Raw genomic sequence first — 13,807 nt, 5'->3', positions numbered from 1 at the left:
CTAGGAGAGGAGCAAAGGACAGTGGGTTCGTGGCTCAGTTGGCTCGGGCAATCGGGATTTTTATTGGAACATCAAGGCGTGCGCATGGTCATCGACCCTTTTTTGTCTGAAACACCCGGTGCCATGTCGCCGCATTTTGATGTGTATGATTTAGGATCAGTTCATTGGATCCTGAGTACGCATGAGCACCTTGACCATTGGGATCATGAGACCATTGCACGGTTGAAAGAGGCAAATCCCCAAGCGCGTATTGTCGCACCCGGTCATTTGCGGTCGCGAGCAGCGGATGCTGGGTTTTTGGCGGAGGAATTTGTGGTTCCTTCACTGACCCATCCTGTGCATTTGACTCCAGACGTGGCAGTGCAAGCGGTGTCTGCGGTACATGCAGTACACTCTCAAGACGGCTACGGATCTGGGGAAAAGGATCAGTTCTTGGGATACATTCTGTCTTTGGAAGGTCTCACATTATATCATAGCGGGGATACCATATTGTCTCAGGCTTTGTTGGATCGGCTCATGGATGCGCACATCGATATTGCTATGTTGCCCATTAACGGCCGGGACTTTTTTCGTGATGCGCTGGATATTGTTGGGAATCTTGGGGCGTGTGAAGCGGTGGATTTGGCTGGCCGCATTGGGGCCAGTATTCTCATTCCCATGCATTACGATGCGTTTGCAGGCAACCTAGGGGACGTCGGCCAAGCGGCGCGGTATGCCCATGAGCGTTGGCCGTACATGACGGTCGCGGTATTAGGGTATGGTCAGAAGTGGCCCATGGAAAAGCCCATAGCGTTGCCTCATCACCGGTAACTTGCAGCGGCAACGAGCTTGTCTCTCGCTGCCGCTGGCATTGGGTGCTTTTAAAGCAAGAATGTCGAGGAGGGGAGGCGCTCGATGTGTTGTTGGTACCAATGAAGAAAGAGAGGGACAACGCGTTCGGGAGAATCAGCCACTAAGCTATGTAGGGCCTTGTCCAAAAATTGCGTGTCATTAAGCCCGGCCTTTTCCAAGAGCGCTGCGGACTGGGACACATCAACAATCGGATCATCGGCGCTAAAAAGAGCCAGACTGCGGCATGATAGAGTCTGGGGCTGGAGCAGGCGATGTTGTGCGTCCAAAAGGTTTAAAAGAAAGCTTAGGGTGTAATAGCGATTGGTTAAGGGATCGCCCTCAATCAGGTCGACGACTTGGGAGTTGTTGCTGACGCCCGTCATGGGCAACGGCTTTAAAGGTCGGGCTCGCCCAAGGACCTTACGCAAGCTCCATAGCAGACGAAAAGCTACGGGATGAAACTGGAAGTGCAACCGTAGCGCAGGGGACACTAAAAAGAGACCGTCAGGTCGGACTTGGGCTTGGGACGTCAGTAAAGCAATGAGTGCGCCTAAGCTTTCACCGCCAAGCAAAGACGGCGTCGACGCCGTGTTGGTTGCTAGAAAGGCTGACCAAATGGCGGATAAATCGTTTATATAGTCTTGAAACTGGACAACGTGGCCCCTTGCTCCGTGCGACCGTCCATGCCCTCGCAAGTCGGGCAACCACACACGAATCCCTGCTTCGGCTAAGTTGATAGCCAAGGGCAAATAATAATCTGAGTGAACCGCCGAGGCGTGCAAAAACATCAGCTGGGCATGGGCATGTGAGACGTCAACCGTTCGCACATATATACGCGGCTGCATAGGCAGATACTGAGCAAATACCGAAATTTTAGCCATGGATGTCCGATCCCGTCCCTAAATGCTGTAATCTTGGCATAAAATCTGCCATGATACGCTCCCCCTCACCGTTTCCACATATCGTTCCCCCATAGAACTTGAGAATGCATGTCTGCGGGAAATTTTTCCTTGAAACCCTCCCTATTATTATGCGGGAGATGCGTCTAAATGTCTTAACGACTTTTAGACTTACAAGGTTTGTTGTAAATAGCGAAGAATGCGGCGTGCCCATATATCGAGCCACGGCGGTGCCTTGGACACATATATCAGGGCCATGGTGCGTACCGGCCATATCACGCCAGGTGTTTCCACAGTGGCCAAAGTGTTTTGGAGCATATCCGCATAGACTAACGAGCGCGGCATGACGGCAACGCCTCGTCCAGCGCGAATGAGGGCTTGAGCTGATTGCAAGGAATCCACGATGATTTCATGAAGAGGATGGATGTTGAGCGTTGCCAACACCGTGCGGACGGTATACCCATGGCTAAGCGTTGGAGAAAATCCAATCCATGGCCAACTTTCGAGCGAAGACCCAAGAGTTTCGATGATATCGGGGCGTGCGATGGGGACCAATGGATCCTGATAAAGGGTCTTTAACGTCACTGTCGTCCCGAAACCATGGGTGGTGCGAATCAGGCCGGCTTTAAGCTCACCATTTTCCACACGGCGGATGATATCGTTGGAAGTTCCCGTTTGAATTTGCCATAGGAGACGATGCGACTGGTATGCATCTGGTAGAAGTTGTTCGGCCCAGCCACTAAAAATTCGGGCGATGCCGACCGCTTGGTATGAAGGTTGCGGCATGGTTAACAGCCGGTGGGCCTGACTCCAATGACTCAGACTAGATTTCAGCCATGGCAATGCCGGAATGAGAACGCTGCGTAGGCTTTGGGGATCGGTCCCCCAAGAGGGAAGATTCATTCTCTGACAAAGGCGTGACAAACGGTGGGATAGTGCCGAGGGAGAGAGGTTCAATTGGCGGCTGGCGCCAGCAAGACTATGTCCTTCTGCGAGCAAAACCAAAAGGTGCAAGTCGAACAAATCCATCTCGGGGAAACTCGCGTCCATTGTGGCATGCACATCCTTCACGGTCATCGTGTCTATCCTTCATGTGTCGAATGCCCGTCAGCCTGTATTATAGAGCAAACACCATACAGGGGGGAATTTACCATAATGAACGAGTCCAACCAAAAAATTCGAGATTTTTTTAGCCAACACCACCACGATTACCAGCAAAGTGCGGCCCACGCCCGTGGTGCGGACTTGCGGGAGCTGCTTACCCAGCTGGCTATGGCTACGGGCGCCCAAATACTTGACGCAGCGTGTGGAACCGGTCATACGGCGTTAGCCGCTGCAGCTCAGGGCTATAAAGTGACAGGGCTAGACCTGACCCCGGCTATGTTAGAGGAGGGGCGGGCTGTGGCTAAGCAGCAGGGTCTAGCAGTGGAGTGGGTCGTGGGTGATGTGCATCACTTGCCGTGGCCCGAGGGGACTTTTGATGCGGTAACGTGCCGGCGAGCGGCGCACCATTTTCGTGATTTGCCGAAGTTTCTTCAAGAGTGTCTTCGCGTTCTAAGAGCGGGCGGTCATCTGGGCATTTCGGACATGACGGCCCCTTCACACGCTGTAGCCGACCTTAATGAAATTGAACGTTTGCGAGATACCTCGCATTGGGCGGCGCGCTCAGCCAATGAGTGGGCCCAATTGCTAGCGGACGTGGGATTTGACCTGATATACCTGCGCGTATCCGAGGAAGTCATGAGTCCACAGCAATGGCTATCACCTGTGCTGCCCGAAAGTCAACCAGGCCATGCGGCGCTACAACGTCTTGAATCCCCTGACCTCGCGCCGGGCATTGTGGTGAAGGGACAATTTATCAAGTACCGGCTTGTGGCCGTGGCCAAAAAACCATAGGGCTATTTGCGCTAAAGCAGGGATTTGTCATGCATCCGTCGAATTACTCATGATAGGGACAGGAGGAATGGCCGTGAGTTCCTATTGGTTTTGGTACAAAGTGCAAAGAACGGTGATGTGGTTAGCGCTTTTGTCGATGTCGAGCCTAGCGTTGCTAGGGCTTGTCATCGGCGGCTTTTTGTTTTGGATTCAACGGTCTCACTGGATTCCTTGTGAACAAGATGTCATATCTCCAGAGTGGCAGAGGCACTTGGCAGATTACGCGCAGGCCATGGGCGCTTCGCAAGTGAGCTGTCAGGTCTATTGGATAGACAATGAGCCGAACGCTAAACGGGAACGGCGTCGGGGCAATTACCGTGTGGGTATTTCGCAGGGGAAGCACCGTATTCAGTGGAGTTATTGGAGTTTGAATAGCGATGGATCGTTGCGCCCCGAATCACCTGGTGCGTACGCTCTGGTGCGCCATAGCTCACTCGCACACGCCTAACGAAGCCGCTTGCAGGAATACGTGGATAAGCCTATGATATCTGTCATTCGAAGGCGAAGGGAGTAAGAAATCGGTGACAGATAACCAGCATCAGTGGCGGCACGAACCGCCTTTTCGGGCAGACCAAGTGGGCAGCTTGTTGCGGACACCGCGAATTAAAGAGGCGCGGCAACAACGTGCGGCGGGCGAATTGACTGCGGAACAGTTGCGCCAAGTGGAAAACGAGGAAATTGATCGCGTGGTCGCGAAACAAAAGGCGATTGGATTGCAAGCCGTGACGGATGGAGAGTTTCGTCGTGCATGGTGGCATTATGATTTTCTGGAACAGTTAGTCGGCGTGCAAGGTTATGATGCGGACTCGGGAATTCAATTTCACAACATGGCGACCAAGTCACGAGGCATCCGCGTGGTGGACCGTTTGGATTTTGCGGGGCATCCCATGATCGAGGACTTTAAATACCTGAAGCAGATCGCAGGAGACCACGTGGCGAAGATGACGATTCCGAGCCCTAGTATGCTGCACTTTCGTGCAACCATGGCAGAAGGAGTCTATCCAGACCAAGAGACCTTTTTTAACGACTTAGGGCAAGCTTATGCGAAAGCCATTGCCGCCTTTTATGAGGCAGGCTGTCGATATCTGCAATTGGACGATACGGCATGGGCTTACTTATGCTCCACAGAGCAAACAGACCAATTGCGTGCGCGAGGGTTGCAGCCTGAGCGCTTGCAAGCGCTATATGCGCAGACGATTAATCAAGCCGTGGCGCAAAAGCCGGACGACATGAAAATTACGATGCATATTTGCCGCGGGAATTTCCGGTCGACATGGATAGCGTCAGGGGGATATGAGCCAGTTGCGGAAACCTTATTTCAAGGGTTAAAGATTGACGGACTCTTTCTAGAATATGATAGTGATCGGGCCGGCGGGTTTGAGCCGCTGCGCTTCGTCCAGCGTCCCGACCTTGAAATCGTGCTAGGCCTTATCACCACCAAAGAAGGCACGCTGGAAAGTGCTGATGACATCAAACGCCGTATTGATGAGGCGGCCCGTTATGTCAATCCCGAGCAACTGTGTTTAAGCCCCCAATGTGGATTCGCGTCGACGGAGGAAGGCAATTTGCTAACCGAGGACGAGCAGTGGGATAAACTGCGGCGCGTGGTGGAAGTCGCCCACGCCGTATGGGAATAAAAACCGCTACGGGTGTACGATTGTGGCAGACGAGGGGCGAATCAGTGTCTCTCGTCTGCCCTTTCAGATCAATCAGGAAGGCGAAGAATTTTGTAGCATCGAGGCTGGAGCAATGACTAATACGGCTTCACAACGAGCACAGAGAACATCTTTCGCCCATAATTCACTGACCACGACGACTTTCTTGCGGCCGATTTCGGCAATGCGTCCAATTACGCGTAAGGTGGGGCCTAAGGGAGTCGGCTTGAGGTAATCGACCTTCAATGAGGCGGTGACGCAGCGGGGGACAGGCGTCTCGTCTCCCAATGCATGTCCTGCCTGGCGATAGAAGGCCAGCGAAGCTGACCCTGTACTGTGGCAATCAAACAGGGATGCGATAAGTCCACCATAGACAAACCCGGGAATCGCCATATGTTCGGGGCCGGGTTGATATTCGGTCAGGGTCTCTTCTTCATTCCAGCGGGTCCGAAAATGATGGCCCGAGCTATTCATACGCCCACAACCATAACACCATGCAAAATCCTCGGGATAAAAGTCTTGAACTGCAAGAAAATCCATTGACACCGTTTTGCCTCCTCGTCCGTCTCTTAAGCGTATTATAACGGGTTAGGGCATGGGTGAGGAAAAATTTCCTTATATAGTCCGGTGCGGTCGTGACCACGATGGTATCGCCTTGAATAGTTTGCCCGGCTATACGCCCTGTAACAGGTTCAATGTAATAGGGATGATTACCCTTCCTTGCTCATTATAGGCGACCGTTTAGCATCTCAAGGCTAAGGCTCGTTAAATTTTGCAATGATTCGTAAATATGGTTCGCGATGGACCTTTCATTAAATAGGATATGGTGACGTCAGGTTGTTTCTTTTCATCGTCTTCATGCGTTTTCCGTATAAGGTGTTCGCGAGTGAGAGATACAGAAGGGGGGTAAATTAGATGGATGCGTCGCTGATGGAACGCGATAATATGCCGATTGACCGATCTCATGTTCGAGTCACGGTACTAACGGTAGCTGGATACTTTCTCGATGGATTTGACCTGCTGGTCATATCGGTTGCATTATTGACCATCGTGCCGGCTTTTCATCCAACGGCTGTCGCGACCGGATTAATTGGCTCGGCAACCATTGCGGGGATGTTTTTTGGTGGTCTGGGAGCAGGATTTTTGGTGGATCGCCTGGGACGTCGACGGATTTACTTGTGGGATTTAATCGTGTTCATTATTTTTACAATCGGGGCAGCGGTAGCCCAAAATATTTGGCAGCTAATCCTTTTTCGCGGGCTCCTGGGTGTCGGAATTGGGGCTGATTACGCCTTAACTCTGACAATAGTCAGTGAATTTGCGCCTATTAAAGGGCGCGGGACGTTAATGGGGGCGGGCCTATTGGCCTATTGGATCGGCGCCGTTGCCTCGATTTTTTTGGGCCTGTTATTCTTTTTGATAGCCGGCGGACTCGCGTGGCGGTTGACGCTCTTAGTTGGCGTCATTCCTGCGATTATCGTGTTAATCCTACGTCACACGGTACCGGAGAGTCCTCGGTGGAAAGCGGTTACAGAGGGCAACAAGATCGGGGCGTCCCAAATATCTTTGAAAAGCCTTATGCGCCCCCCTTTTGCACGGCGCGTGTGGTTGTCCTACGCTAATTGGTTTATTAACGACATTATCTTTTACGGCATTGGGATTTACACACCGATTTTATTGTTGGGAATGGGACTAAAAACGCATATCGCATCCATAGCCGGTTCAGGAATTTTGGATGTCATGGGGATGTTCGGCGCTTTTGCCGGAATGATCTTACTGGATCGATGGGGAAGGCGCCCGTTACAGGTCTGGGGATTTCTCTTGCAAGGTGCCACCTTATTGGTGTTTGCATTTAATCCCAAACCATCTCTCCTTCTCTTAAGTATTGCCTTTGCTGTGTTCTATATCGCCAATGCAGGAGGCACGGGACAGACCACGGGGATTTTCGTGTCTGAGTTAGTCCCTACCCGAGTGCGAGGGACAGCCATGGGACTAGGCACGGCGATTAGCCGTATCGGTGCTTTTGTTAGTGCATTTCTGCTGCCTGTCATTCTTAAGGCGGAGGGAATTGAGGTGATATTAGTTTTAACGGGGCTTTGTGCGCTAATCGGGGTGGCTCTAACCTTAGGACTTCCTGAGACCCGGTACCAATCTCTGGAGAATCTGAACGAAAATATCGCAAACGCACACTAAAACCATGGTCATAAATCTAGAGGGGCAATGCAAGGCGCCCCTCTAAAAATTATTCTAGCCGGGCCCCAATTGTTTTAATGACGCTATAACCTCCTCCGGTTTTGGCGTTCCGATGATCAGGGTATCATATGGCTCACCGAGCAATGTGACTTTGATTCCACGTGGAGTGTGATGATGAACCGCGGCAAACAGGGTACCGTTGGCCGATTTAAAGGTTCCTATAGCAAATACCCCTGGCAACCGACTGCCGGGTAATTTGAGACCGTGTACGGCGTGGATGGCATCATCTAAAACCGTTATGGATTGCACCGCACTCCACGGAATCCGAATGTCGTTATGGAAAGCCTCGGCTTTTTCAACGGCGCTCAATTTGACCACTAAATTGGGCCCCTCGCGCACTAACTCTGCCATGCTTTTTCTCTCTCCCGTCCTTAATCCGCGCTGACTTCCGTCTCCATGATAATCCGTGCTTGTCGCTTTAGTGCCAATGATTTGTAAAATTTAGCTGGACTGGACTTTATCGCGTGACATTGGTAGGACTTTTGGTCAAAGGGCAAGACGACTAGACGAGAAATAGGGGATGAGAAGGGAGGTAGGTATAGGCAATAATGGGAGAACCCCATCCACTGTTTACTGGATGGGGTTCATATGGTGGGCACGACAGGTATCGAACCTGTGACCTCTTGCGTGTGAAGCAAGCGCTCTACCACTGAGCTACGCGCCCGAAACAACGAAAGTTATTTTAGCATAGGCATGGATATGAGTCAACTGGTGGTGGGCCCAGAAGGATTCGAACCTACGACCAACCGGTTATGAGCCGGCAGCTCTACCGCTGAGCTATGGGCCCAATAAAAATGGCTCCCCGAGCAGGACTCGAACCTGCAACCACCCGGTTAACAGCCGGGTGCTCTACCAATTGAGCTATCGAGGAATGCCGACATCAAAGATAATAGCAGGCGAAAGCAGTCACGTCAAGAGATCTGAAACGATTTTTTCTCTAAACGCACAGGTTACTTTATTAGCAGGATTCGAGGGGTGGTTGTCGAATATAACTACGGAAGGTTTTAAGGGGGAAACGGTGTGGCAGGATATATTAAGGTGATCACCGGGGGAATGTTCTCTGGTAAATCGCAGGAATTAACGCGGTTGATTGAACGAGCATTAATTGCAGAGTTATCAGTTGAAATTTTTTACCCGCGTGTGGCAGAACGTGTGAGTGTTAGGGATATCCGAACCCGGCTGGACAAAAAGCGCCATGCGGTCACATTTCATGAAATCGAAACGACGCAGTTTGCGTCAATCGGATCTTGGGATTCTGCTGATGTTATCGCGGTGGATGAAGCCCAATTTTTTTCTCCCCAAATTGTGGAGGCCGTTAAACGTTGGCGCCACCACGGCAAAACGGTATATATTGCCGGCTTGGATATGGATTATCAGGAAAATCCTTTTGGCTCCATGGGGGCCTTAATGTGTTTAGCAGATGATGTCGTGAAACTACATGCGGTGTGTACGCAATGCAAACAACATCCGGCTATGATATCCTATCGTTTGACCCAAGACGCTGAACAAATTGTGGTGGGCGAATCGAATTACACGGCGCTTTGTCTGCAATGCTACGATCGGGTACAGATGGCAGAAGGAGGACTCCGATATTCCGCGGTTGGAAGCGCGCTTAGCGTTGATTAAGGAGTGGTGTAGACCGTTTAGGGTCATTGCTGATATCGGAGCCGGGTACGGCCATTTGGCAAAAGCTCTAGCTCGCGAGCACCATAGGGTCTATGCGATTGAATATCCTCGCGGGGCCTATCTAGACCTATTACAGGGTATTGAGGGATGTCTTGGCATTACGCCGCTGCAAGGAGATGGTTTAACGCCGCTGGGCGATCGGCCCATTGATGTGGCGGTGATAGCGGGCATGGGCCCGAACTCTATTCGCCACATTATGCAGCGGCGCTATTCTTTGCCTTTTATTATTCAGCCGATGCAAGGAATTTTTCGAGTGCATCGCCAACTGGTCGAGGATGGGTGGAGCATCCAAAAAGCGCAATTGATCGATCAAGGTGGACGCCTTTATGCAACGTGGCTCGTAGGCCAGAGCGGGATAGATGGTCAAAACAAACGCCTGGTACCCGATGAATTTTGTCAAGATCCCTTGTTTCCTCGATTAGTAGAGCAGCGAATTCGGGAATTACAAAAACGCTTGACGGCCTCCGTGACTCCCCCGGGAGCTTCGTGGGATGAGGAGCTTCAGCAATTGAAAGCCTTGCAGTTGTGTTGATCCATAACAGGAAGACAATGTGGCAGAGGGAGACAAACATGGCAGACACGATGTATAACGTCTATACCGATGGAGCCTGCGCGAATAATCAGGCGCCCGGCGGTCAATTGGGAGGATGGGCATGTGTTTTTGTTGACGGTCCGTCTTACGCAGGAGCCGAACTTTCGACGACGAATAACCGGATGGAAATGACGGCCGTGATTGAAGCATTAAAACATACGCCGCCAGGGTCGACGGTGCGGATATTTAGTGATTCGGCGTATGTTATTAACGCGTTTGTACAAAACTGGTTTCAAGGCTGGGAACGGCGTGGGTGGAAAAATGCAAAGGGACAACCTGTTGAAAATCAAGATTTGTGGCGCATAATGCGGGCACTGGTCGATGAGCGCAAGGTGATGTGGACGAAAGTCAAAGGACATGCCGGTGTGATCCACAATGAAATGGCAGACCGTTTGGCCGTTCAGGCTATGGAAAAACTGCGTCAAGGACACGTAGAGGTGGAATAATCCACTAGTTGACGAAATGCACCTATCGCAGGATAATAGATATCTGAAATGCGAGCCGATATGATGACCGCGGGTGCCAGGCCGAAAGGCGGCATCTGAGGAAAGTCCGAGCTGCATAGAGCAGGGTGCTGGATAACGTCCAGTGGGGGCGACCCTAAGGAAAGTGCCACAGAAAACAAACCGCCTAAAGCGTCGCTTTAGGTAAGGATGAAACGGTGCGGTAAGAGCGCACCAGAGGCCAGGTGACTGGTCTGCTTGGTAAACCCCACCCGCAGCAAGACCGAATAGGGGCAGGATGAAGTTGCTCGCTGAGCTGCCCGGGTAGGTCGCTTGAGGCGACAGGTAACTGTCGTCCCAGATAAATGGTCATCCACGACAGAACTCGGCTTATAAGTTGACTCGCATACGAACACCTACCAGCGGGTAGGTGTTTTTTTGCGCCCGTAAACCCCAAATTTCAGGGCGGGGATATAAGGTGCTGGCCGTGAGGCGACAGTCTTTAAGCCTTACATGATAATTGAGTATAATGTAAGTATGAAGACCCAAAGCCTACACAGATCGTTTCTATCATGGCCAAAAAGGAGACGGTAGGCATGTCTGCGAAGATTTCGGGAGAAGCCTTGCGGGTTCGCATATTTATTGGAGAAGATGCCCATTGGCACCACAAGCCGTTGTATCATGCCATTGTTGTTAAAGCCCGGGAGATGGGGATGGCAGGAGCCACTGTCACCCGGGCGCTTGAAGGTTTTGGGGCAACGTCACGCATTCACACGATTAATTTGCTCGATTTATCAGATGATTTGCCCGTGGTCGTCGAGATAGTCGATAGCAAAGAGTACATTGAACGATTTTTACCTGTCCTTGATACGATGGTGGAGGGTGGGCTGATTACGATTGATCCGGTACGCATTGTAAAATACACGCATTCGCCCAGTCCCGATCCCCATGTCGACGAGTCTAAGGACTTGGGATAATGTCATGTATAGCTCAATGGACAGGGCCTCTGGTTTTTATTCGACCCTGACGGATTGGGTGTACCGGTCTCGCTTTTCCCATATCGGGTGTTGCCGCTTGTTTAACACGCCCCTAAAGAGATGAAAACGAGCATCATTGAGTGAATGCCCACATCATCGGGGGTCTAGTGATCCCCCGATGATGTGGGTGATTGGTTGAAAGCGCGTGCTGCACTGACAAGTGTCCGGATTAGTTGGTCCATGGCCGGGCGAATATCGCTAGTTGGGTGTTGAATGAGATGAATACGGCGGGTCAGTGGCAGGTCAGGAATGGGGATAAAGACGACTTCGGGGACATCGCGCGTGATCATCCAAGACATGACAGAACAGCCAACGTTGTTTTTGACGAGATCCAAAATGGCGCGAATAGAGGACAACTCGGCGTTGACGCGCAGAGCTGATACACTGAGCCCATGATGAGCTAAGGCTTGATCTAAAATGCCACGGGTGCCCGAGCCCTCCTCACGCAAAATAAGGTCGACCTCGGTTAAGTCACTCACGGAAACTGCAGTTCGTGACGCCCACGGATGCGAACGGGGCACAATCAGACCTAATTGATCTTGCCAGAGATTCGTCACCTTTAAGTCACGGTGTCCGATGCGGCCTTCGGCAATCCCGAAATCAACTCGTCCGGTTTCGACCTGACTAATAACGTCCGCACTATTGGCCATAGACAGATGAATGTGCACGTCGGGATGATGTTGACGAAATTGGCCTAAGGGCGATGGAAGAAAAAATTCGGTTACCGTGTGGCTGGCGGCCAAATGTACCCATTGTTCTCCCTCTGCGGTTTGATGCACTTCGCGGTAGGCGGTTTGCCAAAGTGCCTCAATTTGATTAGCATAAACAAATAAGACTTCTCCTGCAGGAGTTAGCCGCATCCCGCGGTTGCCACGAATAAATAGGGGCGTACTGAATTCCAATTCCAGTTGGGCAATTTGATGGGAGGCAGCGGACACCGACAAATTCAAGAGGCGGGCAGCGCCGGTGATATGCCCTTCCCGGGCCGTGGCTAAAAAGACCAATAACCGGTTATCGATGACGAAACGCCTGCCTTTCGTGAGGGATTCCATTGAGCATGTCCTTTTCGCGCAAGGGCCCACAATGAGCACTTGGAGACTGTGCTCGGCTTCTTGGCGAAGAAGGGCAAAAAATCGTGCCCGCTTCCCGCGAATAAATTCTGGGATGCGTGCGCGACATCTACGGCATAAAGCGTACCTACAGTCTATGCTGATACTAAATTATTGCGGTATAACGTTCAAGCGCACAAGATCGATCGGGCTTTACGTGGCCATCTTGTGCGCTTACGTTAGATTAATTTACGGCCCGCGTTTCGTGGAGCACCACTTTTTTAGGGGCTCCAGAAAACGTTAAGCGACCGGTGAGCACAGCACGAAACGTGCGTAGGGCAACCATGGCCCAAAATAGCGCTAGCATGACGAAGAAGAGATGAGCAAAGAAAGCGATTAACCCCACGTGCATTTGCCCATAGAGCATATCGGTTCCTCCGGTAAACACCCCCAAGGGGAAGGTCAGTCCCCACCAGCCCAGATTAAAGGGCAATCCGCGCCGCGCATGGACGACCGTGAGCAATATGCTAAGCGCCAGCCACCAAAGTCCAAAACCCCACAGGGCAAACGATCCCAGCACGGCAGCGCCATCCATGGCGTGCCCCAAGCTGCCAAACAACAAGGGTAAGGATTTTCCAAGACCAATTAATCCCATGATTCCCGTTCCTAAGGTTCCCAAAGAAATCCATGTGGAAATAGCCATTTCAGCAGGAGGCAATTTGTGTACCGCTAAGCGCAAGAACAAGAAGCCGAGCATTAGAAAGGCTAAGGGCACACTGAGAGCCCAGAGTCCAAGATTAATCACCATCATCGTCTGAGCCGTTGCGGTGTGAGCGAGATGGGGAATAATCAAACTGCCGCTCGCGGCAGCCACTTCAGCAGGAACCACGGGCATCAGCCAAATGCCTGTCATCTTATCCAAGCGGTGGTCATGGGAGATAAACATCATGAAGGGCACAACAATCCCCGAAGCCAAGGCCATCATGACATTGATCACCCACAAGGAAAATCCGATGGCGATTGCGGTATGTCCAATAAGTCTAGAACCCATATCAATAAACCCGTTAATGACTGTCGTCAGAGCCATGGGGACAGCACCAAGAAACATTGATTGAATAGGGTCGTGCAATAAGGCTATAGAACCCTTCCAATTGACAATCCACTTCAGCACCATCATGACGAGCAAAATGCCCACAATAACGACATTAACCAACCATAATCCGGTGCCGGCCTCTTTAAGCCAAAGGGGACCACCCGGATACAAATAGGCACCTAAGGCAGTGATGCCTGTGCCCATGCCGACCGTAAACCAATTCGGCGTGAAATTTTTCACAAAATTTAGCATATGATCCCCTCCTTTGATCTGGCGACATGCAAATTCCCTATGTGAAAAGAGTAACATGCGGAAGACCTGACAGCTTATGGCT

General features: G+C 51.3%; 15 protein-coding genes, 3 tRNA genes and 1 other RNA gene. 10 read left to right on the top strand and 9 right to left on the bottom strand.

Going from position 1 to position 13,807, the window contains the following annotated elements; all coding sequences use genetic code 11:
- Window positions 1-21 precede the first annotated feature (21 nt).
- Window positions 22-810, top strand: a complete 789-nt coding sequence (locus CO251_RS03630; protein ID WP_158246153.1) for an MBL fold metallo-hydrolase — start codon at window positions 22-24, stop codon at window positions 808-810.
- Window positions 811-860: 50 nt separating this feature from the next.
- On the opposite strand, the gene CO251_RS03625 is transcribed toward CO251_RS03630, so the two are convergent.
- A complete protein-coding gene (locus CO251_RS03625; RefSeq protein WP_103374441.1) occupies window positions 861-1,712 on the bottom strand; it encodes an alpha/beta fold hydrolase in 852 nt (283 codons plus the stop codon).
- A 189-nt stretch (window positions 1,713-1,901) separates the two neighbouring features.
- Entirely contained in the window at window positions 1,902-2,807 is a 906-nt protein-coding gene (locus CO251_RS03620; protein ID WP_103374440.1) for a LysR family transcriptional regulator, read from the bottom strand.
- A 78-nt stretch (window positions 2,808-2,885) separates the two neighbouring features.
- On the opposite strand from CO251_RS03620, the gene CO251_RS03615 reads away from it, so the two are divergent.
- From CO251_RS03615 to CO251_RS03605, 3 genes are all read left to right on the top strand, one after another.
- The gene (locus CO251_RS03615) at window positions 2,886-3,626 is read left to right on the top strand and encodes a class I SAM-dependent methyltransferase (RefSeq protein ID WP_158246152.1); all 741 of its coding nucleotides are present in this window, start codon (window positions 2,886-2,888) and stop codon (window positions 3,624-3,626) included.
- 73 nt (window positions 3,627-3,699) lie between these two features.
- A complete protein-coding gene (locus tag CO251_RS03610; RefSeq protein ID WP_103374439.1) occupies window positions 3,700-4,113 on the top strand; it encodes a hypothetical protein in 414 nt (137 codons plus the stop codon).
- A gap of 73 nt (window positions 4,114-4,186) precedes the next feature.
- Window positions 4,187-5,302, top strand: coding sequence for a 5-methyltetrahydropteroyltriglutamate--homocysteine S-methyltransferase (locus CO251_RS03605; RefSeq protein WP_103374438.1), 1,116 nt, complete (start codon window positions 4,187-4,189; stop codon window positions 5,300-5,302).
- A 72-nt stretch (window positions 5,303-5,374) separates the two neighbouring features.
- Here CO251_RS03605 and CO251_RS03600 read toward each other — a convergent pair whose 3' ends face one another.
- Entirely contained in the window at window positions 5,375-5,860 is a 486-nt protein-coding gene (locus CO251_RS03600) for a PaaI family thioesterase (RefSeq protein ID WP_103374437.1), read from the bottom strand.
- A gap of 375 nt (window positions 5,861-6,235) precedes the next feature.
- Between CO251_RS03600 and CO251_RS03595 the strand changes: the two genes are divergently transcribed.
- Window positions 6,236-7,513 (top strand): MFS transporter, encoded by a 1,278-nt coding sequence (locus CO251_RS03595; protein WP_103374436.1) that lies wholly within the window; start codon window positions 6,236-6,238, stop codon window positions 7,511-7,513.
- A 54-nt stretch (window positions 7,514-7,567) separates the two neighbouring features.
- Here the strand turns inward: CO251_RS03595 and CO251_RS03590 are convergent, their stop codons facing one another.
- The 4 genes from CO251_RS03590 to CO251_RS03575 form a co-directional block, all read right to left on the bottom strand.
- Window positions 7,568-7,924: a hypothetical protein gene (locus CO251_RS03590; RefSeq protein ID WP_103374435.1), complete on the bottom strand. Its 357-nt coding sequence runs from the start codon at window positions 7,922-7,924 to the stop codon at window positions 7,568-7,570.
- Window positions 7,925-8,162: 238 nt separating this feature from the next.
- Window positions 8,163-8,237 (bottom strand) — tRNA-Val (locus tag CO251_RS03585).
- A 48-nt stretch (window positions 8,238-8,285) separates the two neighbouring features.
- Window positions 8,286-8,360, bottom strand: a tRNA-Ile gene (locus CO251_RS03580).
- Between the two features lie 8 nt (window positions 8,361-8,368).
- Window positions 8,369-8,444 (bottom strand) — tRNA-Asn (locus tag CO251_RS03575).
- A 149-nt stretch (window positions 8,445-8,593) separates the two neighbouring features.
- On the opposite strand from CO251_RS03575, the gene CO251_RS03570 reads away from it, so the two are divergent.
- The 5 genes from CO251_RS03570 to CO251_RS03550 all read left to right on the top strand — a co-directional run bounded on the left by CO251_RS03570 (window position 8,594) and on the right by CO251_RS03550 (window position 11,271).
- Window positions 8,594-9,199: a thymidine kinase gene (locus CO251_RS03570; protein ID WP_103374434.1), complete on the top strand. Its 606-nt coding sequence runs from the start codon at window positions 8,594-8,596 to the stop codon at window positions 9,197-9,199.
- Window positions 9,174-9,791, top strand: a complete 618-nt coding sequence (locus CO251_RS03565; protein ID WP_207654605.1) for a tRNA (adenine(22)-N(1))-methyltransferase TrmK — start codon at window positions 9,174-9,176, stop codon at window positions 9,789-9,791. The genes CO251_RS03570 and CO251_RS03565 overlap by 26 nt, the downstream gene beginning before the upstream one ends.
- A gap of 38 nt (window positions 9,792-9,829) precedes the next feature.
- Entirely contained in the window at window positions 9,830-10,297 is a 468-nt protein-coding gene (locus CO251_RS03560) for a ribonuclease H (protein WP_242968274.1), read from the top strand.
- A gap of 51 nt (window positions 10,298-10,348) precedes the next feature.
- Window positions 10,349-10,703, top strand: an RNA gene (gene rnpB / locus CO251_RS03555) — RNase P RNA component class A.
- Window positions 10,704-10,890: 187 nt separating this feature from the next.
- Window positions 10,891-11,271, top strand: coding sequence for a DUF190 domain-containing protein (locus CO251_RS03550; RefSeq protein ID WP_103374432.1), 381 nt, complete (start codon window positions 10,891-10,893; stop codon window positions 11,269-11,271).
- A gap of 164 nt (window positions 11,272-11,435) precedes the next feature.
- Here the strand turns inward: CO251_RS03550 and CO251_RS03545 are convergent, their stop codons facing one another.
- Together CO251_RS03545 and CO251_RS03540 are read right to left on the bottom strand one after the other, a co-directional pair.
- Entirely contained in the window at window positions 11,436-12,383 is a 948-nt protein-coding gene (locus tag CO251_RS03545; RefSeq protein ID WP_103374431.1) for a LysR family transcriptional regulator, read from the bottom strand.
- 241 nt (window positions 12,384-12,624) lie between these two features.
- Window positions 12,625-13,725 carry a TDT family transporter gene (locus tag CO251_RS03540; protein ID WP_103374430.1) on the bottom strand — a complete coding sequence of 367 codons (1,101 nt, stop codon included), beginning with the start codon at window positions 13,723-13,725 and terminating at the stop codon, window positions 12,625-12,627.
- Between the last annotated feature and the right edge of the window lie 82 nt (window positions 13,726-13,807).

Origin of the sequence: Sulfobacillus sp. hq2, assembly GCF_002903155.1 — a bacterium.
Lineage (GTDB): Bacteria > Bacillota > Sulfobacillia > Sulfobacillales > Sulfobacillaceae > Sulfobacillus > Sulfobacillus thermotolerans.
Note: the sequence above shows the minus strand (reverse complement) of the source record. Positions and strands in the feature narration are given on the sequence as shown.

What these genes read in the sequence shown, in the direction of transcription:
- CO251_RS03625 (WP_103374441.1), bottom strand. Translation starts at nt 1,712, where the DNA reads ATGGCTAAAATTTCGGTATTTGCTCAGTATCTGCCTATGCAGCCGCGT.
- CO251_RS03620 (WP_103374440.1), bottom strand. Translation starts at nt 2,807, where the DNA reads ATGACCGTGAAGGATGTGCATGCCACAATGGACGCGAGTTTCCCCGAG.
- CO251_RS03615 (WP_158246152.1), top strand. Translation starts at nt 2,886, where the DNA reads ATGAACGAGTCCAACCAAAAAATTCGAGATTTTTTTAGCCAACACCAC.
- CO251_RS03600 (WP_103374437.1), bottom strand. Translation starts at nt 5,860, where the DNA reads ATGGATTTTCTTGCAGTTCAAGACTTTTATCCCGAGGATTTTGCATGG.
- CO251_RS03595 (WP_103374436.1), top strand. Translation starts at nt 6,236, where the DNA reads ATGGATGCGTCGCTGATGGAACGCGATAATATGCCGATTGACCGATCT.
- CO251_RS03590 (WP_103374435.1), bottom strand. Translation starts at nt 7,924, where the DNA reads ATGGCAGAGTTAGTGCGCGAGGGGCCCAATTTAGTGGTCAAATTGAGC.
- CO251_RS03560 (WP_242968274.1), top strand. Translation starts at nt 9,830, where the DNA reads ATGGCAGACACGATGTATAACGTCTATACCGATGGAGCCTGCGCGAAT.
- CO251_RS03550 (WP_103374432.1), top strand. Translation starts at nt 10,891, where the DNA reads ATGTCTGCGAAGATTTCGGGAGAAGCCTTGCGGGTTCGCATATTTATT.
- CO251_RS03545 (WP_103374431.1), bottom strand. Translation starts at nt 12,383, where the DNA reads ATGGAATCCCTCACGAAAGGCAGGCGTTTCGTCATCGATAACCGGTTA.
- CO251_RS03540 (WP_103374430.1), bottom strand. Translation starts at nt 13,725, where the DNA reads ATGCTAAATTTTGTGAAAAATTTCACGCCGAATTGGTTTACGGTCGGC.